The sequence below is a fragment of the Sphingomonas sp. genome (assembly GCF_965248875.1).
Taxonomy (GTDB): Bacteria; Pseudomonadota; Alphaproteobacteria; order Sphingomonadales; family Sphingomonadaceae; genus Sphingomonas.
In genome coordinates this window covers 654,135-679,100 of sequence record NZ_CBDFKR010000011.1, presented here as the reverse complement: position 1 = coordinate 679,100, position 24,966 = coordinate 654,135, and the positions used below count along the sequence as shown (strand labels likewise).

23 protein-coding genes and 2 pseudogenes are annotated in these 24,966 nt (G+C 65.6%); 16 read left to right on the top strand and 9 right to left on the bottom strand.

Annotated features, from left to right (window positions below):
• The first annotated feature begins 106 nt into the window (after window positions 1-106).
• Window positions 107-1,627, top strand: a complete 1,521-nt coding sequence (locus tag ACP2AD_RS10260) for an amidase (protein WP_425229961.1) — start codon at window positions 107-109, stop codon at window positions 1,625-1,627.
• On the opposite strand, the gene ACP2AD_RS10255 is transcribed toward ACP2AD_RS10260, so the two are convergent.
• Genes ACP2AD_RS10255 through ACP2AD_RS10245 form a run of 3 tightly spaced genes read right to left on the bottom strand, consistent with a single transcriptional unit; the run spans window position 1,628 to window position 4,591 of the window.
• Complete coding sequence (locus ACP2AD_RS10255) at window positions 1,628-2,437, bottom strand: alpha/beta fold hydrolase (protein WP_425229960.1); 810 nt, start codon at window positions 2,435-2,437, stop codon at window positions 1,628-1,630.
• Window position 2,438: 1 nt separating this feature from the next.
• A complete protein-coding gene (locus ACP2AD_RS10250; protein ID WP_425229959.1) occupies window positions 2,439-3,773 on the bottom strand; it encodes an MmgE/PrpD family protein in 1,335 nt (444 codons plus the stop codon).
• Complete coding sequence (locus ACP2AD_RS10245; protein ID WP_425229958.1) at window positions 3,770-4,591, bottom strand: hypothetical protein; 822 nt, start codon at window positions 4,589-4,591, stop codon at window positions 3,770-3,772. The genes ACP2AD_RS10250 and ACP2AD_RS10245 overlap by 4 nt, the downstream gene beginning before the upstream one ends.
• A 292-nt stretch (window positions 4,592-4,883) precedes the next feature.
• On the opposite strand from ACP2AD_RS10245, the gene ACP2AD_RS10240 reads away from it, so the two are divergent.
• From ACP2AD_RS10240 to ACP2AD_RS10225, 4 genes are all read left to right on the top strand, one after another.
• Window positions 4,884-6,581, top strand: coding sequence for an alpha/beta fold hydrolase (locus tag ACP2AD_RS10240; RefSeq protein ID WP_425229957.1), 1,698 nt, complete (start codon window positions 4,884-4,886; stop codon window positions 6,579-6,581).
• 279 nt (window positions 6,582-6,860) lie between these two features.
• Window positions 6,861-9,200, top strand: coding sequence for a TonB-dependent receptor (locus ACP2AD_RS10235; RefSeq protein ID WP_425229956.1), 2,340 nt, complete (start codon window positions 6,861-6,863; stop codon window positions 9,198-9,200).
• Between the two features lie 122 nt (window positions 9,201-9,322).
• Window positions 9,323-9,706 carry a hypothetical protein gene (locus ACP2AD_RS10230; RefSeq protein ID WP_425229955.1) on the top strand — a complete coding sequence of 128 codons (384 nt, stop codon included), beginning with the start codon at window positions 9,323-9,325 and terminating at the stop codon, window positions 9,704-9,706.
• Window positions 9,707-9,721: 15 nt separating this feature from the next.
• Window positions 9,722-10,198 carry a hypothetical protein gene (locus tag ACP2AD_RS10225; protein WP_425229954.1) on the top strand — a complete coding sequence of 159 codons (477 nt, stop codon included), beginning with the start codon at window positions 9,722-9,724 and terminating at the stop codon, window positions 10,196-10,198.
• 5 nt (window positions 10,199-10,203) lie between these two features.
• On the opposite strand, the gene ACP2AD_RS10220 is transcribed toward ACP2AD_RS10225, so the two are convergent.
• Window positions 10,204-11,583, bottom strand: coding sequence for an MFS transporter (locus ACP2AD_RS10220; protein WP_425229953.1), 1,380 nt, complete (start codon window positions 11,581-11,583; stop codon window positions 10,204-10,206).
• A gap of 133 nt (window positions 11,584-11,716) precedes the next feature.
• On the opposite strand from ACP2AD_RS10220, the gene ACP2AD_RS10215 reads away from it, so the two are divergent.
• Genes ACP2AD_RS10215 through ACP2AD_RS10185 form a run of 7 tightly spaced genes read left to right on the top strand, consistent with a single transcriptional unit; the run spans window position 11,717 to window position 19,897 of the window.
• Complete coding sequence (locus ACP2AD_RS10215) at window positions 11,717-13,357, top strand: tannase/feruloyl esterase family alpha/beta hydrolase (protein ID WP_425229952.1); 1,641 nt, start codon at window positions 11,717-11,719, stop codon at window positions 13,355-13,357.
• 49 nt (window positions 13,358-13,406) lie between these two features.
• Window positions 13,407-13,754, top strand: coding sequence for a hypothetical protein (locus ACP2AD_RS10210; protein WP_425229951.1), 348 nt, complete (start codon window positions 13,407-13,409; stop codon window positions 13,752-13,754).
• On the top strand, window positions 13,751-14,170 hold the full coding sequence (locus tag ACP2AD_RS10205) for a GlcG/HbpS family heme-binding protein (RefSeq protein ID WP_425229950.1): 420 nt from the start codon (window positions 13,751-13,753) through the stop codon (window positions 14,168-14,170). The genes ACP2AD_RS10210 and ACP2AD_RS10205 overlap by 4 nt, the downstream gene beginning before the upstream one ends.
• An 11-nt stretch (window positions 14,171-14,181) precedes the next feature.
• Window positions 14,182-15,294 (top strand): class I SAM-dependent methyltransferase, encoded by a 1,113-nt coding sequence (locus ACP2AD_RS10200; protein WP_425229949.1) that lies wholly within the window; start codon window positions 14,182-14,184, stop codon window positions 15,292-15,294.
• 2 nt (window positions 15,295-15,296) lie between these two features.
• Window positions 15,297-17,348 (top strand): hydantoinase/oxoprolinase family protein, encoded by a 2,052-nt coding sequence (locus ACP2AD_RS10195; protein ID WP_425229948.1) that lies wholly within the window; start codon window positions 15,297-15,299, stop codon window positions 17,346-17,348.
• A 3-nt stretch (window positions 17,349-17,351) separates the two neighbouring features.
• A complete protein-coding gene (locus ACP2AD_RS10190) occupies window positions 17,352-19,256 on the top strand; it encodes a hydantoinase B/oxoprolinase family protein (RefSeq protein WP_425229947.1) in 1,905 nt (634 codons plus the stop codon).
• Window positions 19,253-19,897: an isochorismatase family protein gene (locus ACP2AD_RS10185; RefSeq protein ID WP_425229946.1), complete on the top strand. Its 645-nt coding sequence runs from the start codon at window positions 19,253-19,255 to the stop codon at window positions 19,895-19,897. Before ACP2AD_RS10190 ends, ACP2AD_RS10185 begins: the two co-directional genes overlap by 4 nt.
• A 98-nt stretch (window positions 19,898-19,995) precedes the next feature.
• Here the strand turns inward: ACP2AD_RS10185 and ACP2AD_RS10180 are convergent, their stop codons facing one another.
• The 4 genes and pseudogenes from ACP2AD_RS10180 to ACP2AD_RS10165 all read right to left on the bottom strand — a co-directional run bounded on the left by ACP2AD_RS10180 (window position 19,996) and on the right by ACP2AD_RS10165 (window position 21,319).
• Window positions 19,996-20,154, bottom strand: a complete 159-nt coding sequence (locus tag ACP2AD_RS10180; protein WP_425229945.1) for a hypothetical protein — start codon at window positions 20,152-20,154, stop codon at window positions 19,996-19,998.
• Window positions 20,151-20,276: a hypothetical protein gene (locus ACP2AD_RS10175; protein ID WP_425229944.1), complete on the bottom strand. Its 126-nt coding sequence runs from the start codon at window positions 20,274-20,276 to the stop codon at window positions 20,151-20,153. The genes ACP2AD_RS10180 and ACP2AD_RS10175 overlap by 4 nt, the downstream gene beginning before the upstream one ends.
• Window positions 20,239-20,976, bottom strand: a pseudogene (locus ACP2AD_RS10170) (HpcH/HpaI aldolase/citrate lyase family protein); the annotation flags it as partial. The pseudogene ACP2AD_RS10170 and the gene ACP2AD_RS10175, both read right to left, overlap by 38 nt.
• A 43-nt stretch (window positions 20,977-21,019) precedes the next feature.
• Complete coding sequence (locus tag ACP2AD_RS10165) at window positions 21,020-21,319, bottom strand: CoA transferase (RefSeq protein WP_425229943.1); 300 nt, start codon at window positions 21,317-21,319, stop codon at window positions 21,020-21,022.
• A 323-nt stretch (window positions 21,320-21,642) separates the two neighbouring features.
• Here ACP2AD_RS10165 and ACP2AD_RS10160 point away from each other — a divergent pair, with 323 nt between their 5' ends.
• The 4 genes from ACP2AD_RS10160 (at window position 21,643) to ACP2AD_RS10145 (ending at window position 24,091) form a co-directional block, all read left to right on the top strand.
• Window positions 21,643-21,867 (top strand): hypothetical protein, encoded by a 225-nt coding sequence (locus ACP2AD_RS10160; protein WP_425229942.1) that lies wholly within the window; start codon window positions 21,643-21,645, stop codon window positions 21,865-21,867.
• A gap of 93 nt (window positions 21,868-21,960) precedes the next feature.
• On the top strand, window positions 21,961-22,965 hold the full coding sequence (locus ACP2AD_RS10155) for a P63C domain-containing protein (RefSeq protein WP_425229941.1): 1,005 nt from the start codon (window positions 21,961-21,963) through the stop codon (window positions 22,963-22,965).
• 38 nt (window positions 22,966-23,003) lie between these two features.
• On the top strand, window positions 23,004-23,876 hold the full coding sequence (locus tag ACP2AD_RS10150) for an IS1 family transposase (RefSeq protein WP_425231150.1): 873 nt from the start codon (window positions 23,004-23,006) through the stop codon (window positions 23,874-23,876).
• Between the two features lie 2 nt (window positions 23,877-23,878).
• A complete protein-coding gene (locus ACP2AD_RS10145) occupies window positions 23,879-24,091 on the top strand; it encodes a hypothetical protein (protein WP_425229940.1) in 213 nt (70 codons plus the stop codon).
• Here ACP2AD_RS10145 and ACP2AD_RS10140 read toward each other — a convergent pair.
• A pseudogene (locus tag ACP2AD_RS10140) lies at window positions 24,076-24,965 on the bottom strand (CaiB/BaiF CoA transferase family protein). The gene ACP2AD_RS10145 and the pseudogene ACP2AD_RS10140 overlap by 16 nt on opposite strands.
• Between the last annotated feature and the right edge of the window lies 1 nt (window position 24,966).

Below are 24,966 nucleotides of genomic sequence, written 5' to 3'. Positions count from 1 at the left end.
ACGCTCTACAATCCTCGGCTCGGTGCAATCGTCATAGTTGGCGGCGGTGTGATTGCGAATCACGCATAGGCCTTGTCCGGATGCCGGTTGCGGCGGACAAGCGGGAATGGACGATCGGGACATCGCTGCGGCGGCGCATTCAGCCGGGCTCGGCGTCGGCTGGGCGCAGCATCCGGACGAGATCGCGACGGCGCTGGGAACGGCGTCCGAGCAGGCGGTAGCGATCCAAGCACTGATTGTCGCAACGCCGCGACCGCGCGACCGGCTGCCTTCGGCGAGGAAAGCCTTTTCCGCGCCTTCGTCACTTCCGGACGACCGCACCACACCGCTCCATCGTCTCTCGATCGCGGCGATAGGCCGCGCTTTTGCAGCGGGCTGGCTCGACCCGCCGACGCTGCTCGCCGCCCTGCTCGACCGCATCGCGGAGATCGACCCACAGTTGCGCAGTTTCGTCGCGATCGATCCGCCAAGTGCGCACGTGGCCGCCCGCAACGCCGCAGAGCGGTGGTCGAACGGCCTTGCTCTGGGTCCGCTGGACGGCATTCCGGTCGCGATCAAAGACGTGATTGATGTCGCAGGTCTACCTACCCGCTGCCATTCGCGGGTCACCGATCCCGCGCCGGTCGCCGATGACGCTGCGATCGTTGCGCGATTGCGTGCGGCCGGCGCCGTGATCCTGGGCAAGCTCGCGACACATGAGTTCGCGATCGGCGGCCCGGCGTTCGATCTCGCCTGGCCGCCGGCCCGTAATCCTTGGAACATCAATCATCACCCGGGCGGCTCATCATCCGGCGCGGGGGCTGCGGTCGCAGCCGGGCTGACGCCCCTCGCGATCGGTACCGACACCGCCGGATCGGTGCGCAACCCGGCGAGCGCGTGCGGGGTCGTGGGGCTGAAGCCGGGCAGGGGCGTGCTGCCGCTTGACGGCGTGACGCCGCTCGCCGTGACGCTCGATCATCTCGGGCTCCTGACCCGCAGCATCGAGGACATGCGTATCGCCGCAGGCGCGCTAGGCATGCGGCTGGACGCCGCCGACGGTGCGCGGGTGGGCTATGTCCGTCACTTTCACACCCGCGACATGACGGCGAGCATGGAGATCGCCATGGCGCTGGACAATACAGCGGCACGGCTGGGCGCGGTTGAGGCGACCCTGCCACCGCTCGGCGACTTCGCGTTGATCAACCGGTTGATCCTGCAGGCCGAAGGCTTCGCCGCGCACGCCCGCCATTTGCGCGACACGCCGGAACTGCTTTCCGCCCTGACGCGCAAGGCGCTGCTCCCGGGTGCTTTCGCGACGGCGGAAACGCTAGCGGCGGCTTGCCGGGCGCGTGAGGCGCTGACTGGCGCCGTCGAGGGCGCGCTGACGCAGTTCGACATCCTCCTTACCGCCAGCAGCATGGAACCGCCGTGCCGCATCGACGATCCGGCGGAAATTGCACGAACCTATATGCTGCAGGCGCGCAGTCCCTTCAACGTCACCGGCCATCCCGCGCTGACGATGCCGGCCGGCCGGTCAGCTGTCGGGCTGCCGTTGTCGGTGCAGCTCGTCGCGCGGATGGGGGAGGAAGGGCGGTTGCTCGCGGTGGCCCAGCGGTGCGAACACCCGCTCGACTTTGCGCTGCAGTGATCAACGGGAGAGAAAGGTCCTGATCTTTTCGGCCGCCAAAGCGGGCTGCTCGATGACCAGGTAATGGCCGCTTTGAGGAATGACGTGCAGCTCGGCATGGGGCAGCGTCTCGCTGATCTGCCTGAGGCCGAAACCGGACGGCGCGGTGTCGAACGCCGTCATATTGTCTTCGGCGCCCGCCAACAGCAACACAGGCAGCGTGATCCGGGGCAGCAGCGGCGACAAGTCGGTCTTCTCGATCATCTCCGTGCCCGCGATGAACGCTTCGGGCTTGGTCTGGCTGTTGGCGGCGCGAATTGATTCGAGGATCGCTTCGGCGTCCGGCCGGTCGTAGAAACCTCGTGCGAAACCCGCGACCGAGGTCAGGTCGGCGACCGCGGCCATGCCCTGTTCACGGGCGCAGCGTTTCCACGTCGCACGCATCATCCGAGCGGCGTTATCGTAGCGCGCCAGGAAGCAGGATAGGACGAGGCGATCGACCAAGTCAGGCCGCGAGGCGGCCAGGCTCAGCGCGATCATGGCGCCAAAAGATGTGCCGTGAACATGGACACGGTCGTAGGGCAGCGTTTCGACAAGTTCCGCGACCAAGTCGGCGATGCCTTGCATGCCGCCTGACCGCGGCTCCCCCCGGCTCTCGCCATAACCAGGCAGATCAAAGTCGATGACCGTGAAATCTGGCGCGGACAACGGGGTCAGATGTTCGAAATTGCGGTGCCCGAAGGCCGAGCCGTGGATATGAAGCAATGGGGTGCCTTCGCCCGTCACCTTATACCAGATCGACTCGCCGCCGGGCAGGGTCACGAGGGTCATCTTACGTCCTCAACAGAGCGGTCAATGCACGCACCGGCTTGTCGTCCAGCGCCCACACCGCCGCGATGATCGCATCGCAACGGTCAGGCGGAAGCACCGTCGCATATTGCCGGAACAGGGCAGCGAGCTTTTCGTCGGGCACCCGGTTGCCGGGCGTGCCGAGGAAGTGATCGATCGCGTGATGGTCGCGCGAGCCGTCGGTGAATACCAGCTCGACCGAGCAGCCTTCGAACGTAGGCCGCGCAGGGTCGGCAATTAGATCGATCCGATCGCGCAACGCGAGAACTGCCGGGTCCATGTAGCAAGCGGGCGCCGTCTCCGCGGTGGTGAAGCGCCCCGCAAGCCAGGCCGCGGCGGCGCAATGCCGCAGATCGAACGTCGCTTCGCTCTCGCTGTTCGGCACCCCGAACCGCTCACGCCGTTCATCGGCGATCGACTGGACAAGCGAATTGACCTTGAAGGCCATGCGCTCGACCTCGCGGCCGGCGGCACGAGGGCGGATGGCGAGCACGCACTCGATCGGGCCGTGGGTGATCGTCTCGGTCGGCACCACCTTGTAGGTCTGGCCTGCCAACCGCCACTCGGTGCCTAGCGTCGCCAATGCCGGGGTGATCTTGGCGCGATCCTCGTCGCACAGCGCCTGGAACATGCCGCGATCGCCTTCGAACGCCGTGATCGCTGAGGTAAAGCCGCGTTCGGCCAGCTCAAATGCCGCCAGTCCGGAACGCGCCGTCGCGCCCGTGATGTAAGACAGGGTCATGCTGCCGACCGACGCGTAGAGACCGAACGCGGTGCACATAGCGATGCCAAGCGCATGCACGGTGCGCGCTTTGTCGAGTCCGGCAAGCACGCTGCAGGCCGCTGCCGCTCCGACGCCGCCGGTCAGTCCTGCCGGCACGCCACCGCGATAATAGCCGCTCGGCATCAGGATAGTGGCAATGGCCAGCTCCGCCTCGACGCCCAGCGCCAGCGCCGTCACTAGGCGCTCTCCAGGCAGGTCGCGGGCCTCGGCCAGCGCCAGCGCCGCAGGCAGCACTGCGGATACGGCATGCATGAAACACGGGATGTATGTGTCGTGAAAGTCGAGTACCTCATAGAGCGCGCCGTTGACCATCGCCGCCTGTTGCGGTGTTGCGGCGGTGCCGTACCAGTGAACGGTCGCACCGCCGCCCCCGCCCTCGGTAGCCCAGTCATGCAGAATACGGATCGCCGGGTGATCCTTTCCGCCCACCGACGCCTTGAGCTGGTTCAGGATCAGCCGCTTGGCCTCGTGCCGCACGGCATCGGGAAGCGCCTCCGTCTGGAGGAAATCAGCCAGCGTCTCGCTCACTGTCATCGCGTGACCCGCTCCAGAATTACGCCGTCAGCCACGGGGCCGTACATCCAGCGCATGATCGGCTGCTGCGCCTGATTATAGCCGCCGATCGCCGTCAGCGCGTCCCATGCGGGGTAGCCTCGCACGCCGACGAAGGTCGGCTTGCCGGCATAGTTGGAGGTATAATTGGCGGCAATCGGATAGGCGTGGACCGCGCTGACTTCGTCCGCGAGACCGTCGGTGGGCAGCGTCACGCTCCGGTCGGTAAGCGCCAGGTCGATCCAGGCCTGGTACTGCCGCTCTGGCGGGTGCGTTTTGATCGGATAGCCCGCCGCACGCTCGGCCGCCACGTCGGGCGCTTCCAGCAGGCTGAGGCGCAGCCGTACGACGCCGGCCGTCTTCGACCAGTCACGCGCAAGACGACTCATCGCGGTGCGGAACGCCGCCTCGTCGCCTCGCGCGCGGAAGAACAGTCCAAAGGCCGGGGCGGGCGGCGGTCCCTGCGGCGGAACCGACGCGCTGCCGTCGACCAGCGTCACGGCATCGTTCCCCACTGCCTTGTACGTCGTGCTCTGGTCGACGATCAGATCGATGTCGCCCAGCAGCTGCCCGCGCACCTCGGGATCTGGATGGGCGGCGAATGTTGCAAGCGCCGCCTCATCCGCATAGCGCACATCCGACAGCCACATCAGCTGTTCGTCGTCCGGGCAGACCTGATCAACCCCTGCCAGCTCGTTCCACATCGGCCTAACCGCATCGAACTGATAATGCCGATATTCCCAAATGCCGGGACGCCGCGCGATCGCCGGGCTGTGCACATCGCGCCAGTAGCGACGCACGACGTCGAGCGGCAGTTGAGACTTTTTCCAGCCGCAAGTGATACGGCAAATGCCCGCACCGTTCTCGATGGCTACCGCTGACTGTTCCATTCACCACCCCGATATCGATACCGAGGGGATGAAATCACGCGGAGCCGGGCGCAATGGCAGCGGCCGATCTATGATCAAAAGGCATAGCAGTGGGCATCATGGTCCGGGTGGCCCTCCAACATCTGCGCGTCGTCCCTAAGCAGATACCGGCGATGCATGGGCGACCAGCCTGCCACGACAACGAAGGGTGAGATGCTGCGACATGAAAATGCGAAGGCGCTTCCTGCAGGTCGGCGACCGCCGCGTTCATTATCGGCGGGCGGGCGGCGGGCCACCCTGTGTCCTGGTGCACTCTTCGCCCGCGGATGCCCGATTGCTCATGGGTGAGATCGAGCATCTGGCATCAAGCTGGACGGTGTTCGCGTTCGACACGCCGGGGTTCGGTCTGTCTGATCCCCTGCCGCTGCGCGAGATGCACGTCGCCGACCTCGCCGACGCGCTCGCGCAGACCTTTGCCGCTCTCGCGATGCCGCCGTGTCCGATCTACGGCACCCATACCGGCGCGGCGATCGCGCTGGAATTCGGCGTTCGCTATCCCGATCTCGTGACCGGCTTGGTGCTTGATGGAGTTCCTGTTTTTTCCGACGCCGAATGCGCGGCAACTTTCGGCGATTATTTCCGCAAGCTGCCGATCAGCGACCTGGGCGGCCACTATGCCGAAACCTGGACGCGCTTTCGCGATCAGGCGATCTGGTTCCCCTGGTGCGAGCGCACGGCCGCAAATCTGAACGGCTACGATCTTCCGCCACCGCTCAGTACCGACAGATGGGTGTCGATGTATTTCGAGGCAGCCGATACATACGAGCCCGCCTATCGAGCGGCTAGCTTCTACGGAAAGCGCGCGGTCGCCGCGGCCGCGGAGCTTACCTGTCCTGCCGTCTACTGCGCACTCTCCACGGACATGCTCTATCCGCATCTTGCGTGGCTGCCGCCGATGAAGCCGGGCCAGATGATCATCGATGTCGACGCATCGGAGATGAAACGGCGGGATCTCATCGCCGACAGTTTCGTGCGGTTCGGCTCTGCGGGTGTCGCGCCCGACGATCCACCGGCTCTTACATCGTCTTCACCCGTCGAGCGCCAGTTCGTCGACGGCGCCACCGGGCAAGTGCATCTTCGGTTCGCGGGTGATCGCGCCGCGCCGCCGCTGCTGTTGCTGCACGACGCGCCGGGCTCGGCCGAGCAGGCACATGCGCAAATCGCGGCGCTAGCCTCCACATTCTTCGTGATCGCGCCCGATCTGCCTGGCCATGGCCACTCCGATGCACTCGCCGGCGCGCCATCGATCGAGGCATTCGCCCGCGAAGCAATCACTGCGCTGGGCCTGCTCGGCGTCGACAGCGCGGTCATTTACGGCATCGGTTTCGGCTCGTCGGTAGCGTTGGTCATGGCGGAGATGGCGCCCGATCTGGTGCTGGGCATTGCTCTCGAGGGCGTGCTGCTGCCACCGCCGGCGCTAGGCGAAGAACTTGCCGACCGCTTCGCGCCCAAGATCGAGGTGAACGCCGATGGCAGCCATTGGTATCGCACCTGGCTGATGCTGCGCGATTCTCAGATATACTGGCCGTGGTACGATCATCGCGAACGTGCGCTACGGCGGATGCCGGGCGTGCCTTGCGCCAGAAGGCTGCATCGCTGGACGCTGGATGTCATGCGCGGCCGTGCGAGCTATGCCGCTCTGATCCACGCCGCCTTGGCGCATGATGCCGAGGGGGCGCTGCTGCACGCGTCCTCCGCTCTCGTCCTAATCAGCGGTGGAGCTTCGCCGCTCGCAGCATTTGACGTTCGCGCGGAATCGGCTCGTCCGGATGCTCTGCACCTGACCGCTGGATCGGACGATGTCCCCACCCTCATCGCTATGACATTCGCTCATACAGGGGAGACAAATCGGGTCTTTTAGGAAATGCTGCACACGCGCACGTTCCTGCGTCAGTCTACCCGGTAGTCGCGTGCCGGGAGATGATTGGGGGGCTGGGCGCCGAGATATCGGCGACCGGAACCAAGATCAAACGGCGGAGAACCGCCACAGGGGACTTAGCGCATGACCTCCACCTTCTCGGCCCTCATCCGCAACGTCATGTTAGGCGGCGTTGCCGGTACCGCTTTGATGCTGACTCCCGCTGCAGCGTCAGCGCAGCAAGGGGCGGCTTCCACGCCTGCGAATGCCGCCAACGATCAGGTGGCGACGCCAGCGGCCGGTCCGGGCGCCGCGGCGGCCGACGTGCCGGTGGGGACGGGGGATGTGGTCGTCACAGCGCGCAACCGGGCCGAGCGGCTGCAGGATGTGCCGTTGGCGATCACCGCGCTGACGGGCGAGCAGCTCGCGACCGCCGGCGTCCGCAACTTGCGCGAGATCAGCTATCTGACTCCGGGCGTCACGATCAACAGCGCAGGCGGCGAAGCCTATACCCAACCGATCATCCGCGGCCTCGTCAATCTGAACGGCGGCGCCAGCGACCCGAACGTGGCCGTGTTTCTGGATGGCGTGTACATCGTCAACAACTCGGCGATCAGCGTCGGGCTGATCGACATTGATCGGGTCGAGATCGTGAAGGGGCCAGTCGGCACCCTCTATGGCCACAACGGCTTCGCCGGCGCGATCAACTATGTCACGCGGCGGCCGGGCAACGAGCTGCGCGGCCAGTTCAGCGCGACGATCGGCAATGATGGGCAGCGTCTCGTCACCGGCGCCGCCAGCGGCCCGCTGATCCGCGACGTGCTGTCGATCGGACTGGCGGGCGCCTATGAGAACTACGACGGCGGCTATCGCGACCCGGTCAATGGCCTGCGCGCCGGCGGCTATGAGAAGAAGGATTTCCGCGGCTCGTTCAATTTGACGCCCGCGACCGGCGTGTCGCTTTACGGCGGGCTATATTACGGCAAAGATTTCTTCGACACGATTTCCTTGGTTTATGCGGCGGACAATTGCGGGGCGCTCAGCCCCGGCTCGGCGGCGCTGGGCGAGTCCACCTTCACGCAATATTGCGGCAGGCTGCGGTTCAATCCGCTCGAAGTGTCGGCCGTGCAGCCGGCTTCGGGCGCCGCGGGCAACCGGCGCGAGGTCTACAGCGCCAATCTGCATCTGGACATCGACACCGGTTTTGCGACGTTGTCCGCGATCGGGGGGTATAATCGCGTTACGCAGCAACGGTTCGAGGACTTTATCGGCCGCCGCAACAACCTGATCTTCAACGTGACGCCAGCCGCGCCGCCACCCTCCACCGTCAGCGCGGCGGAACTGTTCGGCGGTGATTCGAACAATCGGGATTACAGCGCCGAAGTGCGGTTAACGTCCAAACAGGACCAGCGTTTCCGCTGGGCGATCGGCGCTTATTATTATCATAACGACTTCACGACCTCGACGCTGATCGGGATCGATGCGTCCGTCCTGCCGGCCGGCAAGAGCTTTTCGGGAACCGCCGCCCTGTTCGCGACGCCCGCCGGACGCTTCAGCACCAGCAACCTGACCCTGGTTAACGGCACCGACGAACAGAAGTCCGCCTTCGCCAGCGCCGACGTGGACGTGGTCGCTGGGCTGACGCTGAACGGCGAAATTCGGTACACGCATCAGGAAAAGAGCCAGGATATTCTGCGCAACGCCTTTGTCGCGAATACCGTGCGACCCTACGGCCCGGCACGGTCGGGCAGGGACAACTTCGTCAACTATCGTGCGTCGATCAAATACAAGTTCAGCGACGAGGTCTCGACCTACGCGAGCGTCGCGTCGGGTACCAAGGCATTCGGCTTCAATTCGCGCGCGACCGCTTTCCCCGGCGAGGTGTCCTTTAATCCGGAATATGCGACGGCCTATGAAGTCGGCGCGAAGACCAACCTGCTGAACCGGGTGCTGACGCTGAACGTGGCGGCCTATGTGATCAACACGCGCAACCTGCAGGTGCAGGTGCCGTCTCAGGATCCCACCAACACGGGCCTGATCACGGCAAATCTTGGTGCGACCCGCGAAAAGGGTTTCGAGATCGAAGCGGTGATGTCGCCTGCGCCCTGGTTTCACTTCAATGTCGGCGTCGGCTACGTCGATGCGCGTTTCCGCGGTGGGGCGGCAGATTTCGGCAGCGCGGGTAGCTGCGCGGCGATACCCAGCTGCTCGGCGCGGATCCGGACCACCAAGGATGTGAACGGCGTGACGCGCAGCTTCGTGCTGCTCGATGGGCTGCAGGTGCCCCGCGTCAGCCCATGGCAGGTCTCCACCGGCCTGACCCTCAGCGGGCATTTTTCGCCTGACGTGTCATGGTTCACGCGAGGCGACTTCCGGCTTGAGGACAGCCAGTTCACGGCGGCGAACAACTATAATTTTCAGGGCGACCGAACCCTTGTCAATCTTCGCGCGGGCATCGAGACTCACGGCATCTCGGCAACCGTTTTCGTCGACAACCTGACCAAGAACATGACGGTGGAATCGTCGTCGGCGAATACGCGCCTGAACGACTTCGTCGCCAATCCGGTCGGCTTCCTCCCGACACCGCGCCGCTACGGGCTGACCGTGGGATATGCCTTTTGATCAGCGCACTCATTCTCGCATCGTTGACGATCCCGGTCATCCCGGCCGGGCAGTCCGCGGCTCCGGGAGCGACGTGCCGGGCCGCGGCCGCCACGCCCGCCGACCTTCGTCTGTTGAGGGTCGTGCACGTCGTCAAAGCCGCGAACGGCGAATCGGATTTCGCCGACGGCGCACTGGCGCCGGAGGAGCACGCCTATTTCCACCCGGGCGAGATGTTCGGGTCGATCAATTTCGGCCCCGCGACCAAGGTGCAGCTGGTATCGGGTCCGGCAAATGTCACGCTGCCCTTTCATGCCTCGCTCGGTTATGAAATGTTCCTGACCATCCAGGGCGGTTCGACCGTGATCCTGCCCGACGGCCGCGAGCGTGCGGTCGGGCCGGGCACGCTGGTCGTGATGGAGGATATGGGCTCCAGGCACGGCCATGCCGGGCGGACGGGGCCGTGCGGCTATGTTTCGCTTCAGATCGTGGCGACCACGCCGCTGGCGCAAGGCGCCGCGCGCTAGACGTCGGCCCGAAAAATGGCGCCGCTGCTTTTGCTGATCACCACGCTGGCCATTGTTCTGGCTTCGTCGGCTCAAGCGACACCGGCGTGCCCGCCGACGACCATCTTCACGACCGAGCTCGATCATCTGGACGGTTACCGGGTGTTCGTCAGCTTGGACGGCGACAGCGCGATCGAACCGCTCCGCATCGATGCTCGACGAGTGCCGATGCTCAACACCGGCAAGGTCCTGAAGCTGCTGACATTGCCGGGGCCGGGCGCCCGCCCTTCCGAGATCGTCGTCGGGCCACCAAATGTCGAGCTGCCGCTACACCCCGCACCCGTAAGGGAGATGTTCATTCTACTCGGGGGGTCGTTCACACTTCGCACGGCCCGGCAATCGATCGCGATGGTGCCGGGATCCGTCCTGCTGTTCGACGATGTCGGCGCGAGGCTGGGGCATGGCGGCCATATCGGGCCGTGCGGCTACATCTCGCTGTCGATCGCACCCTGATGGGTTTAGCCGAGCGCTACCGGGCCCACTGGTAGGGGCATCGCCGCAAGCTTGCGTTCGTCGAGGTCGTAGGCGAGCAGCGCCGCCATCCCCGCGATTGTGATAATCGCCGGCACATAGGCCATCGCGAAACGGATGGCCCACAGAGCGCTGGCGGGCTGCGCCACCGCAGGGCCAAGCGACTGCACATACCCGTAACGGCCCAGCAGCATGCCGACCAATGCGACGCCGATGGCGCCCGAAAGCTTTTCGACGGTGGTGTAGAGCGCGGCGAAGACACCCTCGCGGCGCAGTCCGGTCCGCCGGTAGTCATACTCCATCGTGTCGGGCAGCATCGATTGCCCCATCAGGATGACCCCGCTTCCGCTGATGCCAATCACGACGCCGCGCAGATAGACAAGCGGCAACGGCTCGCCATGGCCCGCGAGCGCCCAGCTGAGCCAGGCCGGCAGGCTGAGCGCGAGGGCAGCGACGAACGTCCGTTTCTTGCCCCAGCGACGAGAACACAACAGCCAAAGGCTGGGCGCGAGCAGGAACATCGCCGACTGCCAGAAAAAATAGGTGCCGAGCACGGCAATCGGCACGCCTAGGATACGCTGGAAGAAGAACGGGAATACCGCCTGGACCCCGAGCGACATCAGCGTCACGAATTTGACCAGGATCAGCACGGCGAAAGGCTTGTTGCGGGCCGCCGAGCGGATTTGTTCGCCCATCGTGTGGTGGGTGACCGCCCGCGCGGTGGCGGGCGCGTGCGCGGTGCCCAGAAAAGCGACCAGACCTGCGATCACGACGACCGGCGTGAAGATCAACGCCATCTTGGCATAGGCCGCCGCATCGCCGCCGAACCAGCCGAGCAGCTTCGGCCCGATCGCGCTGGCGATGATGATCGCCAGCCCGACCGCATAGACGCGCCAGCGCATCAGCTCTGATCGCTCGTGATAGCTGCGCGTCATTTCGCCCGGCATCGCCATGTAGGGCACGTTGTAGATCGTGTAGGCGGTTGCATAGAAGATCAGCACCAGCGCCATGTAGATGAGCCGCGTCCGCTCTCCGGCAAAAGCCGGCGCCGCGAAGATCGCGAAGATCGAGACCGCCAGCAGCAGCGCGCCGCAGATCAGATAGGGTCGACGGCGGCCCCAGCGGCTGTTGGTGCGGTCGCTGACGACGCCCATCGCGACATCGGCAAAGGCGTCGTAGAACTTTGAAAGCGCAATCAGCGATGCCGCGAGGCCGGCGGCTAGTCCGTAATTGTCGGTCAGGAAGCGCAGCAACAGGGCGTTGGTGGCGGTGAGAACGGTGACCGGACCCAGTGTGCCGATCCCCCAGGCGATCATGGCTCCCCGGCCCAGCTGCGTCGGCGGCGTTTGCCGTGCGAGATCAAGCATCGTTGTCGCCAAGTCCAGGTCCTCTTGTCGCGCGCCGCCGATGGTAGGCCAAGCGTAACCGTCACAAACCTGCTGCGGTTCGATATCCGAATGCCGGTTGCCGGCGATCATCTCCACATTGGCGGACAGGAGCTTGGGCAAGATACGTGGCAGCGGAGCCGGCAAGATGATGAAATGGGTGACGATCGCGATGGCGCTGCTGTTGGTCGTGGCGGGCGGCGGCGCGGCGCATGCCCAGCTCCCTACGCCGCCAGGCTCGCCGGCCGCCGCCTGCGCGCGTGTTGCCGCAACGGACTTCAGCGCGGTTCCGGACGCGCCGATGGGGATCACCGCGACCGCCGTTATCCGCTACGGTCCCGATCAGCGGGAGGTCTGCCAAGTCGATGGCGTGATCAACCCGACGATCGGGTTCAAGATCGTCATGCCCATGTCGGGCTGGAACGGTAAATATATCCAGGGGGGTTGCGGCGGCGGATGCGGCACGACCCGGCTGTTCTGGTGCGACGATCCGCTGCGGCGCGGCTACGCATGCCTGGGTTCCGACATGGGGCATCAGGGCGGGGTCGGCGACTGGCGCTGGGCGTGGAACAACATTCAGTTGCAGGGCGACTTCGGCTTTCGGTCCACCCATGTCGCCAGCCTCGCCGGAAAAGCGGTGGTCGCGGCCTTTTACGGCAGGCCGGCAACGCTCAGCTATTACTGGGGCTGTTCGACGGGCGGGCGCCAGGCCTATCACGAGGCGGAGTTCTACCCGGCCGATTTCGCAGGGATCGTCGGCGGATCGCCGCCGCTGAACGAGACGGGCTCGGCGCTACAGATCGCCTGGACGGTCAAGGCCAATTTGCGCGCCGACGGCAGCGAAATCCTGGGCGTGCCGGAGGCGCAGCTGCTCCACCGCGCGGTGGTGGCGCAATGCGATCGCAACGACGGCATCGTCGACGGGGTCATTGGCGACGCGCGGCTGTGCCGGTTCGATCCGCGCACGGTCGCCTGCCGGCCAGGCCAGCCGGGCCGCGGCGTGTGCCTGACCGCCGAGCAGGCCGAGGCGGCGCGACGCATGTATGCGGGCCCGCACGACAGCCGCGGCCGCGCGATCGGGTTTCAGGGCGGGGTCATGCCGGGCTCGGAACTCAACTGGATCGGCGACTATATCGATGGCCCGGCACGCCAGGCGCAGTATCGCGCCTTCATCGCCAACGTGTTCCGGTACATCGGCTTCAACCCGGGGCCGGGGCCTGCCTGGACGCTCAACGATCTCGACTTCGATCGCGACCCGGCGCGGCTGCAGATCAACGAGGCACTGTACCGCGCCGATAATCCCGACTTCCGCCTGTTCCAAAAGGCCGGCGGCAAGTTCATCGGCTTTCAGGGATGGAGCGATACCTCGGTCGTGCCGATGGGCACGGTCGATTTCTACGAAACCGTGGCGCGGACGATGGGCGGCTATGCGCGCACCAGGGAGTTCTTCCGGTTCTACGCCGTGCCCGGAATGCGTCATTGCTCGTCGGACGGGGATGGCGCCGACAACATCGACTTTCTGACTGCCCTGGAGGATTGGGTCGAACGCGGGCGCGCTCCCGACATGCTGACCGGCTATAATTTCGACTGGCGGGGGGTACAGTATGTCGCGCCCGTCTGGCCCCGACCGGCGGATCAAATCCGCTTCACCAGGCCGGTCTTTCCCTATCCCGAACGCGCGATCTGGTCGGGCCGGGGCGACGCCAATGATCCCGCTACGTGGCGACGGGTCATGCCCTCCCCGGATAACGGTTAGGCGGGGAGCGCCGATTGCGGGGCAGGCGGCGGACCATCACGTCGGCGGCATGGACGACCTTGGCGCTCCGACCCGCAAGCCCCGCCGCCGCTTCGCGCGCGGGCAGTCCCGGCCGGACTATCTCCGCCCGGGCGACGTCGATCAGGTGATGATCATGCTGGTGGCGTTGATGAGCGAGGTCTCCGCTCTGCGCGATCGGCTGGATACGCACGAGGCGGTGGCGGCGCTGGGCGGCGCGACGACGACGGCGGCGATCGAGGCCTATGAGCAGACGTCCGAGCGTCACGCCCAGCGTGAGACGAACCGGGCGGCGATGCTGAAGCGCGTGCTGCGCGTCGTCACCGAAGAGCGCGACGCCGCCGCGACCGACGGCCCCGCCAAGCCGGTTGTAGTATGACCCTGTCGCTCGCCGCTGCCACCACGATCGCGCACGCCGCGTTCGCCGAGGGCGGGCAGCGCGGGGTGACGGTGATGTCGGTGGTCGTCACCGATCCCGGCGGCCACATCCGCCTGGCGATGCGCAGCGACGCGCAGGGCATCTTCGGCGTCGACACCGCGCTCGGTAAGGCGCGCACTGCGTTAGGGTTCAACCGCACCTCGCTGCACCTGTCGAAAATCTTCGCTGATCCGTGTGCGGTCGCCGCGATCACCGCCGCGACCGGCGGCGCCTTCGTGCCGCTCGGCGGCGGCTGCGTCGTCCAGCAGGACGGCGTCACGGTCGGCGCGGTCGGGGTGTCGGGCGGCTTGCCCGACGTGGATGAGGCGATCGTCGTCACCGCGGCCGGTGCGGCTGGCCTTACAATCTTGCGCTGAGGAGACCAACCATGTTCCAGGAACGCCACGCGCTGCTGCCCCGCGAGACGCATGACGAGGCGGCGCGCTACGACTTCGTCTCTTCGTTGCGCAAGATGTTCACGGTCGAGCTCTTCCCCGGCATGCGCACCGTCTATCGCGAGCGCCAGCTGCCCGCATTTGAGGCCAAGCATGGCCGCGCGCCCGCGACCGTGCGCGAGGCGAGCACGCTGATGACGGACAGCTTCTATTATCGCGGCGCCAACGTCGTCGGCCGCGCTGCGCAGGAGCTGTTGTGGGACACCGTCGGCGAGAGCGTCGAGCGTCAGCTCGACATGCTCGACGCGCGCGCCAAGCCGACCGACCATGACCTCGGCACGCTGCGCACCGACCCGGATTTGGCGATCCCGCGCTACATCGACGCGGTCGACATCCACGTCATGCCGGGCAATTTCCACACCGAATTGTCGCCCGACGACACTTATGCCGGCGCGCTGTACGATCGCGGCGTCCACGTCTTCTCGTTCGGCGGCCTCGGCCCGCGCAACGACGGTCTCGGCGTCGCGGAGGCTGCCTTTGTCAAGGAGCGGTTCCCTGACCTGAAACCCCGCCGCATCCTCGACATGGGCTGCGGCCCGGGCTTCACCACGATCCCGTGGAAGGAGGCCTATCCCGACGCGGAGGTGTACGGCATCGATGTGGGAGGGCCACAGGTCCGCTACGCGCACGGCCGCGCGGAGTCGCTGGGGCAGGCGATCCATTTCAGCCAGCAGGACGCCACCGCGACCGACTTTCCCGACGGCCATTTCGACATCGTCGTGTCGATGCTCGTGACCCACGAATGCCCGCAGCCGGTGATCCGCGCACTTTTCAAGGAAGCGCACCGCCTGCTCGCGCCCGGCGGCGTGACGATCCACGACGGCGGTGCGAGCTACGCCTCCGATCCGTTCGAGAACCTGCTGACGAGCTGGTTCGGCGACAACGCCAACGAACCCTTTTCCGCGGGCTTCAAGTCGCTCGACTATGACGACGCGCTGATCGCGGCGGGGTTCAAGGCGGAGAACGTCGTCCGCGGTACCCGCGAGCCGGTCTACCTCAAGGGCCAGCTGCCGCCGATCAGCTTCGTCGGCGCAATCAGGGAGTAATCATGGGTTATCGTTTGGGCGTCGATGTCGGCGGCACGTTCACGGATCTGTTGCTGTTCGACGAGCGGAGCGGGGATTGCTGGCGTCACAAGACGCCTTCGACGCCGCACGATTCGTCGGAAGGCATTCTGAACGGCGTCGAGGCGCTGTGCGGCGAGGCGGGCGTGAGCCCAAGCGAGATCGCGTACTTCCTCCACGGCACCACCGTCGCGACCAACGCGGTGCTGGAGGGGAAGGGGGCGCGCGTCGGCCTGGTGACCACCGAGGGTTATCGCCAGATCATGCAGATCGCGCGCTCGTTCGTGCCGGGCGGGCTGGCGGGGTGGATCGTGTGGCCCAAGCCCGAGCCGCTGGCGCGGCTGGAGGACACGGTCGAGATCAAGGGGCGGATGGATGCGCGGGGGCGCGAGGTGCGGCCGGTCGACGACGCCGACATCCGCAGTGCACTGGAGCATCTGAAGGGGCAGGGGATCGAGGCGCTGACCATCAGCCTGATCAACGCCTATCTCAACGGCGACCACGAGGAGCGGGTGGCGCGGATCGCCGCCGAGGTGCTGCCCGGCGTGCCCTTGTCGATGAGCCACGTCGTCCTCCCTGAGATGCAGGAGTATGAGCGCACCCTGACCACCGTCGCCAACGCGGCGGTGCGGCCGCTGGTGGGCCGCTACGTGCGCAACCTGCGCGAGAAGCTGGAGAAGGTCGAGATGACCGGGCGGCTGTCGCTGCTCAGGTCCGACGGCGGGCTGATGTCGTCGCAGAAGTCGGAGGAGCATCCGGTCTCGCTGTTGATGTCGGGGCCGGCGGGGGGCGTCACCGGGGCGTTGTGGGTCGCCAAGAACGCGGGGCTCGACAACATCCTGACGCTGGACGTCGGCGGCACCTCGACCGACGTCGCGCTGATCGAGCATGGCGAGCCGCGCCGGGTGCGCACCACCGAGGTCGGGCACCTGTCGGTGCGCGCCTCCTCGCTCGACGTGAAGACGGTCGGCGCGGGCGGCGGCTCGATCGCGTACGTGCCCGAGCTGACCAAGGCGCTGCGGGTGGGCCCACAAAGCGCCGGCGCGGTGCCGGGGCCGGCGGCGTACGGCAAGGGCGGCGAGCTGCCGACCGTTACCGACGCCAACGTCGTCCTGGGCTATCTCCCCGAGAACCTGCTCGGCGGCGCGTTCAAGCTCGACCGCGAGGCGTCGACCCGCGCGGTGCAGACGATCGCCGACGCGCTCGGCATCGGGTTGATGGAGGCGGCGCGCGGGATCATCGACATCGTCAACGAGAACATGTTCGGCGCGCTGCGCATGATCTCGGTGCAGCAGGGTTACGACCCGCGCGACTTCGCGCTGATGGGGTTCGGCGGCGCGGGGCCGCTCCACGTCAACGCGGTCGCGCGGTTGATGGGCAGCTATCCGGCGGTGTCGCCGGTCAGCCCCGGGGTGCTGTGCGCGCTCGGCGACGCGACGACGCGGATGCGCACCGAGACCGCGCGGTCGCTGTCGAAGCGGCTGTCCGAGACCAGCGCCGACGAGGTGGCGGCGACGCTCCGCGAGATGGAAGCGCAGGTGTGCGAGCAGCTGGTCGCCGACGGCGTCGCCGAGGGCGAGATCGAGACCGGGTTCGAGGTCGACGTGCGCTATTCGGGGCAGGCGTTCGAGGTGCCGATGGCGGTGACCCTCGACGAGGTCGCGGGCGGGCTCGACGCGCTGACGACCCGCTTCGACGAGGAGCACCGCCGGCTGTTCACCTTCAACATGAAGGCGGAGCACGAGCTGGTGAACCTGCGCGCGGTCGCGACCGGGCGCGCGCTGGAACTCCCCGCGCACCAGCTGCCCCAGGGCGACGGCGACCCGGCGCAGGCCAAGCTGCGCGATCACAAATTGTGGATGGACGGCGCCGAGCAGGCGGGCGTGATCTACGACCGGGCCAAGTTGGAGGCGGGGGACGTCATCCAGGGCCCGGCGATCGTGACCGAGATGGACTCGACCACGCTGATCGAGACCCACCACATCGGCACCGTCGACGCGTTCGGCAACATCCTCATCACCCCTGCGAAGGCCTGACCCATGCCAGCGACGATCATCCAGGCCAACCAGACCCCGTTCGAGACCGTCTCGATCGACCCGGTCACGCTCGACATCATTGAGAACGCGCTGAGGAACGCGCGCATCGAGATGGACGCGACCCTGGTGCGCACCGCGATGTCGCCGGGCATCCGCGAGCAGGGCGACGCCTTCCCGCTGATCGCCGACCACAAGGGGCGGATGATCGTCGGCCAGTTCGGCAGCTATATCGGCCCGTTCCTCGACAACTTCGACGGCACGGTCGAGGAGGGCGACATGATCTTCCTGTCCGACCCCTATTCGGTCGGCGGCGCGATCAGCCACCTCAACGACTGGCTGGTGCTGCTGCCGGTGTATAAGGACGGGCGGATCATCGCCTATACCTCGATGTTCGGGCACCAGTCGGACATCGGCGGCAAGGTCGCAGGGTCGATGCCGATCGACGCGACCAGCATCTTCCAGGAAGGGGTGCGCATCCCGCCGGTCAAGATCTGGAAGAAGGGCGAGTATAACGAGGACCTGATCAAGCTGATCATGCACCAGTCGCGCAGCCCGGAATGGTGCAGCGCCGACCTCAACGCGCTGATCGCGAGCTGCCGCGTCGCCGCGCGGCGGGTGATCGAGATGGCCGAGCGGTTCGGCGACGACGTGTTCGTGTCGGCGTGCGAGGACCTCTTGGCGCGCAACCACCGGGCGATGGCGGCGCTGATCGACCAGGCGATCGGCGAGGAGCCGGTCAGCTTCGAGGACTATATCTGCGACGACGGCCTCGGCTATGGCCCTTACAAGATCAAGTGCACGATGTGGCGCCAGGACGGCCGCGTGGTGCTCGACTTCGCCGGCACGGACCCGCAGTCGAAGGGGAGCATCAACTTCCTCCTCAACGAGAACATGATGCGGATGTTCTTCGGCATCTACATGATCATGGTGTTCGACCCGCAGATCCTGTTCAACGACGGTTATTACGACCTGATCGACATCCGCATCCCCGACGGGTCGCTCCTCAAGCCGAAGTTCCCGGCGGCGCTGTCGGGGCGGACGCATGCGCTCGGGCGGCTGTTCGACATCCTCGGCGGGCTGCTCGGCCAGAAGACGCCCGAGTTCCTCAACGCCGCCGGGTTCTCGTCGTCGCCTCACCTGTTCTATTCGGGGCAGGACGGCGACGGGCGCTGGTTCCAGCTGTTCCAGATCGGGTTCGGCGGCATCCCCGGCCGGCCGCTCGGCGACGGCCCCGATGGCCACTCGCTCTGGCCCAACTTCACCAACGTCCCCAACGAGTTCCTGGAGCGCTACTTCCCGCTGCGGATCGAGCAGTACACGACGGTGGCCGACAGCGGCGGCGCCGGCCTCCATCGCGGCGGCAACGGCATCCTGATGACCTACCGGTTCCTCGAGGACGGCGAGATCGCGATCCACGACGACCGCTGGTTCACCGTGCCCTGGGGGGTCAATGGCGGCCAGCCCGGCGCGCGCGCCAAGAAGATCCTCCGCCGCGTCGACGGCACCTCCGAGGTGGTCGGCAACAAGAAGGAAGACCTCTACGTCCACGCGGGCGACGAGCTCGACTTCATCACCTGGGGCGGCGGCGGCTGGGGCGACCCGCTGGCGCGCGACCCCGCGCTGGTCGCCAAGGAGGTTGGGCAGGGGCTGGTCAGCGCTGACGGCGCCAGGGCCTACGGCGTGGTGATCGGCACCGACGGCGCGGTCGACGCCGCCGCCACCGCGACGCTGCGCGACCAGCTGAAACGCGACCGGCCGGGGAAGCTGCCGACGTTCGACTACGGCCCCTCGATCGACGACCTGCGCAAGCGCTCGCTCGACGACACCGGGCTCGACGCCCCCAAGCAGCCGGTGTGGCGCACTCACCGCGCCGGCAACGAGGAACCGCTCGCAATCGCCGCCGAATGACTGATCTGCTCGACAACTACCTTCAGGCAGGGTTCAATGGCTCCCTGGCCTTTGGTCAGCGGCCAGCGCTGCTGGTGGTCGATGTCTGCCGAGCGTATCTCGACAAAGACTCTCCGCTCTATGCCGGGGTCGAAGATGCGCTGGCGGTCAACGTCCGGCTGGTCGATGCCGCCCGCGCCGCGGACGTGCCGGTTGTCTTCACCCGCGTGCGCTACACCGCGAACGGCGCCGATGGCGGTCTGTTTTATCGCAAGGTGCCGGCGCTCAGCGCATATCTACCCGGCAACTCGCTCGGCGACTTCCCCGACGGCTTCGGTCCTGATGCCGACGAGGTGCTCGTCACCAAGCAATACGCCTCGGCGTTCTTCGGCACGTCGCTCGCGGCGACGCTGGTCGCGATGGGTGTCGACACGCTTCTCATCACCGGCTTCTCGACCTCTGGCTGCGTCCGCGCTAGCGCGCTTGATGCCCTCCAGCACGGCTTCGTGCCATTTGTGGTCAGCGACGCCTGCGGCGACCGCGCGCCCGCGCCGCACCAAGCCAATCTGTTTGACCTCCAGGCCAAATATGCCGAGGTGGTCGACGAAATTGCGGCGCTGACGCTGATGCGCGGCTGCCGCAAGGTCGCCCGCGAAGATTGATGGGGATCGAGCCCGCGCGATTACGACAGCGCGGTGCAGAGGCTGACGGCGCAGAAGCGCCGATCCGTCGGCTCCATGTCCGGGCAGCAACCTAGCGATCAGTGTTCGAACGCACATTTGACGGCGTGCAGCGCCGCAACGATCGCATCGCGCTTGGCGTCCATCATATCGATAGGCACGCCCACCCCGACCGCGATCGACATGATACCGGTCGGTGGCGAGACGCTGACCGCGAATGCGCCAAAGCTGGGCGTCACATCGCCGCGGTCTCGGCAAAGCCACGCTTGCGGATATCGGCGAGGATCGCGTTGAAATCGCCGGCGGTGATGCGCAGGTCCTGGCTATCGGCCTCGGCATTGCAGCGATGCGCCCACCGCATCGCTTCGGCATCCGACTTGAGCGATAGCAGCGCGCGGCAGGTCGTCGATGCCGTCGACCTGCACCGCGCCCAGCCCCTGCGCCTCCGCCTCGCGATAGGCGACGGCCATTTTCCGCGCCCTCGCAACTTCACCGGCGGTCGGGCCGAAGACCTCAATCGCCGGTTCGATCGGCGACGGATGGATCGCCCATTTGCCGACCATGCCGAGCGCCTTGGCGCGCTTCGCCTTTTCGCGATAAGCGTTGGCATTGGAGAAGTTGGCAAAGGGGCCGTCGATCGCGTCGATCCCCGCCGAACGTGCCGCCATCGCGATGCGAAAGCGCGCATAATGAGAGATATCGCCGGGATAGCCGTCGGCAGCGCCGATGCTCTTCACGTCCATGCCCTGCGACGCCGAATAGTCGCCCATGCCGAAGATCAGGCATTCCAGCCGGTCGGTCGACGCGGCGATCGCCTCGACGTTCTGCAGCGCCTGGACTTCCTCGATCAGCACCTCGATGATGTCGTTGTGACACCATTGGGTGGTGACGTCGTTGATGCGGACGCAGCGGGTCTTGCCGGTCCAGTCTTGGGTCGTGAGCGCGTGGACGATCTTCGCCCGCGCCTCAACCTTCGCAGAAGGGGCAACCGCATCTTCAAGGTCGCAGAAGACATGGTCGGCGCGCGACTGGGCAGCCTTGGCGAGCATCTTCTCGCTGCTGCCCGGGACCGAGAGCTGGGACCACCGGGACGTTGCGGGCGGGTCATGGCATGGCTTTTTCGGTGGCGGCGCGTTGCGGGATCAAGGCGTCAGTTTTGGCATGGGTCAATCCGGCCTCGATCAGCCGCGCGCGGGTGTGTTCGCCGAGAAATGGCGCACGCGCGTGGACGCCGCCGGGGGTTGCGGTCATCTTGACCGGCACGCCGGCGATGCGGACCGCGGCGAAGCCTGGCTCGTCGACCGCAACGATCATGTCGCGCGCAATGAGATGCGGGTCGGCCGCGATCTCGGCGATGTCCATCACCGGACCGAACGGTATCCTGCCTCCCAGCCGCGCGACCAAGTCGGTCTTGGCGAAGGTAGTGTCTCAGTTTCAAGTTAGCCGCTAACCGGCTCGTGCCCGCAACCCCGACGTGCTATGCTTAGCGCAAAGCATGGAGGTGGCATGGCACCGTTTACGCATAAGTATGCCGACAAGGCGTGGATTGATTTTGAGAAAGACAAGAGCGGGGGTTTCGCCCCTGTAGGCGTCACAATCATTGCCAACATTCCCCTAGCGCGGGCTTCCTCGGGCTATCAAGCATCCCGTGTGACTGAGTTGGAAAACGCAGCCGTTGGCTATGCGAAGAAGCTAGGCGTGCCGATTACCTTTAGGAGCCAAAGCTAATGCCTAAAGGCCCCAACGGAGAAAAGCGCCCTGCCGACGCGATCGGCCTGGCAGTGATGGTCGGCAGGATCGCCACTGGCGAGATCGAGGACGAGCGCGAGAGCCTGTCCAGCGCCGCTGCCGAGATGGGGCGGAAGGGCGGGCAGAAGCGCGCCGCGAGCATGACGCCGGAGCGGCGGGCCGAGATCGCGAGGGCGGCAGCGGCGAAGCGATGGGCCAAATGACAGCAAGCATGCCGCTGTCTGTTACTAAGCAAGCTTGACCTCGCCTAAGCAAGCAGGATAGTGAGCCTCCCCAGCAAGCATGGAGGTTCCGCGATGGACGAGTCGAATCAGAAAAAGGGTGGCATCGCTCGCGCGGAGTCGCTGTCAGCCGAGCGCAGATCGGAGATCGCCAAGCGCGCTTCGCAGGCTCGGTGGGGTCTCCCTGAGACGCGCGGCGAGCTTCCAGAAGCAGAATCTCAGGGAGTGCTGCCGATCGGGGCCGTAAAGGTCGATTGCTACGTTCTCAAGGATGGGCGCCGACTGATCCACAAGCGAGCTATGGCCCGCGCGCTCGGCCTGAAGTCGGAGGGCGGCAACGCTCTAATGAAGACGTTGGGCGGCAAAACGCTAGGATCCAAGATCCCTCAAAAAGTGCGGGATCAGCTTGATAAACACATTGTTTTCAGTCCGTTAAGTGGGGATCCAGCGCACGGGTATGAGGCGACGGTTCTGATCGACCTGTGTGACGCACTCATTGACGCGGAACCAGATCTCCTGCCCAATCAGAAGTTCTTAGCGAAGCAAGCAGAGATCATAATCAGGGCCGCGGCTAAGGTCGGAATTGTTGCACTGATTGATGAAGCTACGGGCTTCATTGCTGATAAGCGGCGGGAGGAATACCGGGAACTCTGGCAGCAGTGTATCCGAGATGAGGCAAGAAAGTGGATGGAGCGCGAGTTTCCCGAAGACCTGTTTGAGATCTTTTATAAGACATACGGGCTAAAGCGTCTAAATCCCGACACTTCCCGGCACCCCCGCTTCTTCTCTAAGCTTATCCGCAAATATATCTATGAACCATTGTTGAACTCAAATGGAGCAATACTGGAGCTTCTTGACGAGAAGAACCCCGTTGTTTATGCCAACGGCGGCCGCAGATACAAGATGTGGCAGTTCCTGGACGAGCATGTTGGCATGCCTGCGATCAAGGCTCAGATCTGGCAGGTCGTGGGCATCGGAAAAGGGGCAAAGACGAAGCAGCAGTTAGAGACAAGGTTCTTCGAGTCCTTCCCCGAGGCGAGGCCGACCAAGCCGGGTGCGATGGCGGATCTGTTTGGATAATGCTTGACGCTAAGCAAGAGAGTTCATATACAATGCGTATGAACAAGCTTTCTCTCGCAAAGCGCACTCAAATCCTTGCCATGCTGTGCGAGGGTTCGTCCATGCGGTCGATCAGCCGCGTTGCCGACGTTTCGATCAACACGGTATCAAAGCTGCTGGTCGAGGCGGGCGAGGCTTGCCTGTCGCTACATGACGAGACCGTCCGCAACGTGAAGGCGAGCCGCATCCAGTGCGACGAGATTTGGTCGTTCTGCCATGCCAAGGAGAAGAACGTCGCGAAGGCGAAGGCCGCACCGGAAGGCGCTGGCGACGTGTGGACCTGGACCGCGATCGACGCCGACACGAAGCTGATCGTCAGCTACTACGTCGGCGATAGGTCGGGCGAGAGCGCCATGACGATCATGGACGATTTGCGCACCCGCCTCGCCAACCGTGTCCAGCTCACCACGGACGGCCACCGCGCCTACCTAGAGGCCGTTGAGGGCGCGTTCGGTGCCGACGTGGACTATGCGCAGCTCGTGAAGATTTACGGCCCCACGGCTAGCGCACCGGGCCGCTACAGCCCCGCCGATTGCAAGGGCATCAAGAAAATCCGGCGCGAGGGCAACCCGGACATTGCGCACGTCAGCACGTCCTATGTCGAGCGCCAGAACCTCACCATGCGTATGTCCATGCGGCGCTTCACACGCCTCACCAACGCCTTCTCCAAGAAGTTCGACAATCACGTCCACGCGCTGTCGCTCTACTTCGTGTTCTACAATTTCTGCCGCATCCATAAGACGCTGCGCATGTCGCCTGCTATGGCCGCTGGCGTGACCGATCGGCTTTGGTCGCTAGAGGACGTGATCGCGCGGATTGACGCCGATGCTCCCGCACCTGCTAAGCGTGGTCCGTATAAGAAGCGGGGGTAATTATGGCGATGATCGCGCTGGCGCTGACTGCCATAGCCGGATGGCTGGGTTGGTCTGGTTGGCTTGCGATCCCGATCGGACTCTTCGCCTTCATCGGAGCGCGACGCTCTCTTCCGGGCGAGGCGGAGCGCATCAATCGCGTGGGCATCCCGGTCTACATCATCGGCACGTTCCTGATTATGAAGTTGGTCGGCTGGATTCATGGGCTAGTTTGAAACTGAGACACTACCTTGGCGAAGCCGCGCGTGACGGCGCCCAGCACCTCGATCAAAGCAACGCGATTGACTGAGCGCAGTCTGGTCGTCGTGAACCGGTGGTCCGCCGCCAGCGCAGGTGCGTCGAGCGCAGTGCATAGCACACGGAAGAACTCGTCCGCCTGTGCCGCGACCGTGACGAAGCCGTCGGCGGCGGGGAACATGCCGAACGGGGACAGGAACGGGTGGTGGTTGCCCTCCGGTCCCGGCACGGCGCCGCCGAGCGAATGTTGCCACACCATCTGCTCGCAGACCGCGAGCAGCGCGTCCGTCATCGCCACATCGACGAACTGACCTTCACCGGTACGCTGCGCGTGGTGGATCGCCGCGAGCACGCCGAAGCCGAGCATCATGCCAGGGACGATGTCGCCGATGTCCGGGCTGATCTTGGTCGGGGTCGCGGCGTCGGGGCCGGTGACCGTCATGATCCCGCCCATCGCCTGCGCGACGACGTCGAACGCGGGCCATTGCTGATAACGGGTGGCGCCGGTGCGCGGATCGCCGAAGCCGCGCAGCGCGCCGTAAACCACGCGCGGGTTGGCGGCGCGAAGCACCTCTCGGCCGATCCCCAACCGCTCCATCACCCCGGCACGAAAGTTCTCGACCACAGCGTCCGCGGTCGCGACCAGCGCCAGGATGCCGCACGGCCGCCCGCGCTTTTCAGGTCGAGGACGACGCTTTCCTTGTTGCGGCCGATGCTCTGAAAATAGCCGGGCAGCTCGCGCGCGTCGGGGCTGGTGTTGGCGCGGGTCATGTCGCCTTCGAGGCTTTCGACCTTGATGACCGTCGCGCCGTGATCGACGAGCTTAAGTGTCGAATAAGGGCCGGCGAGCATC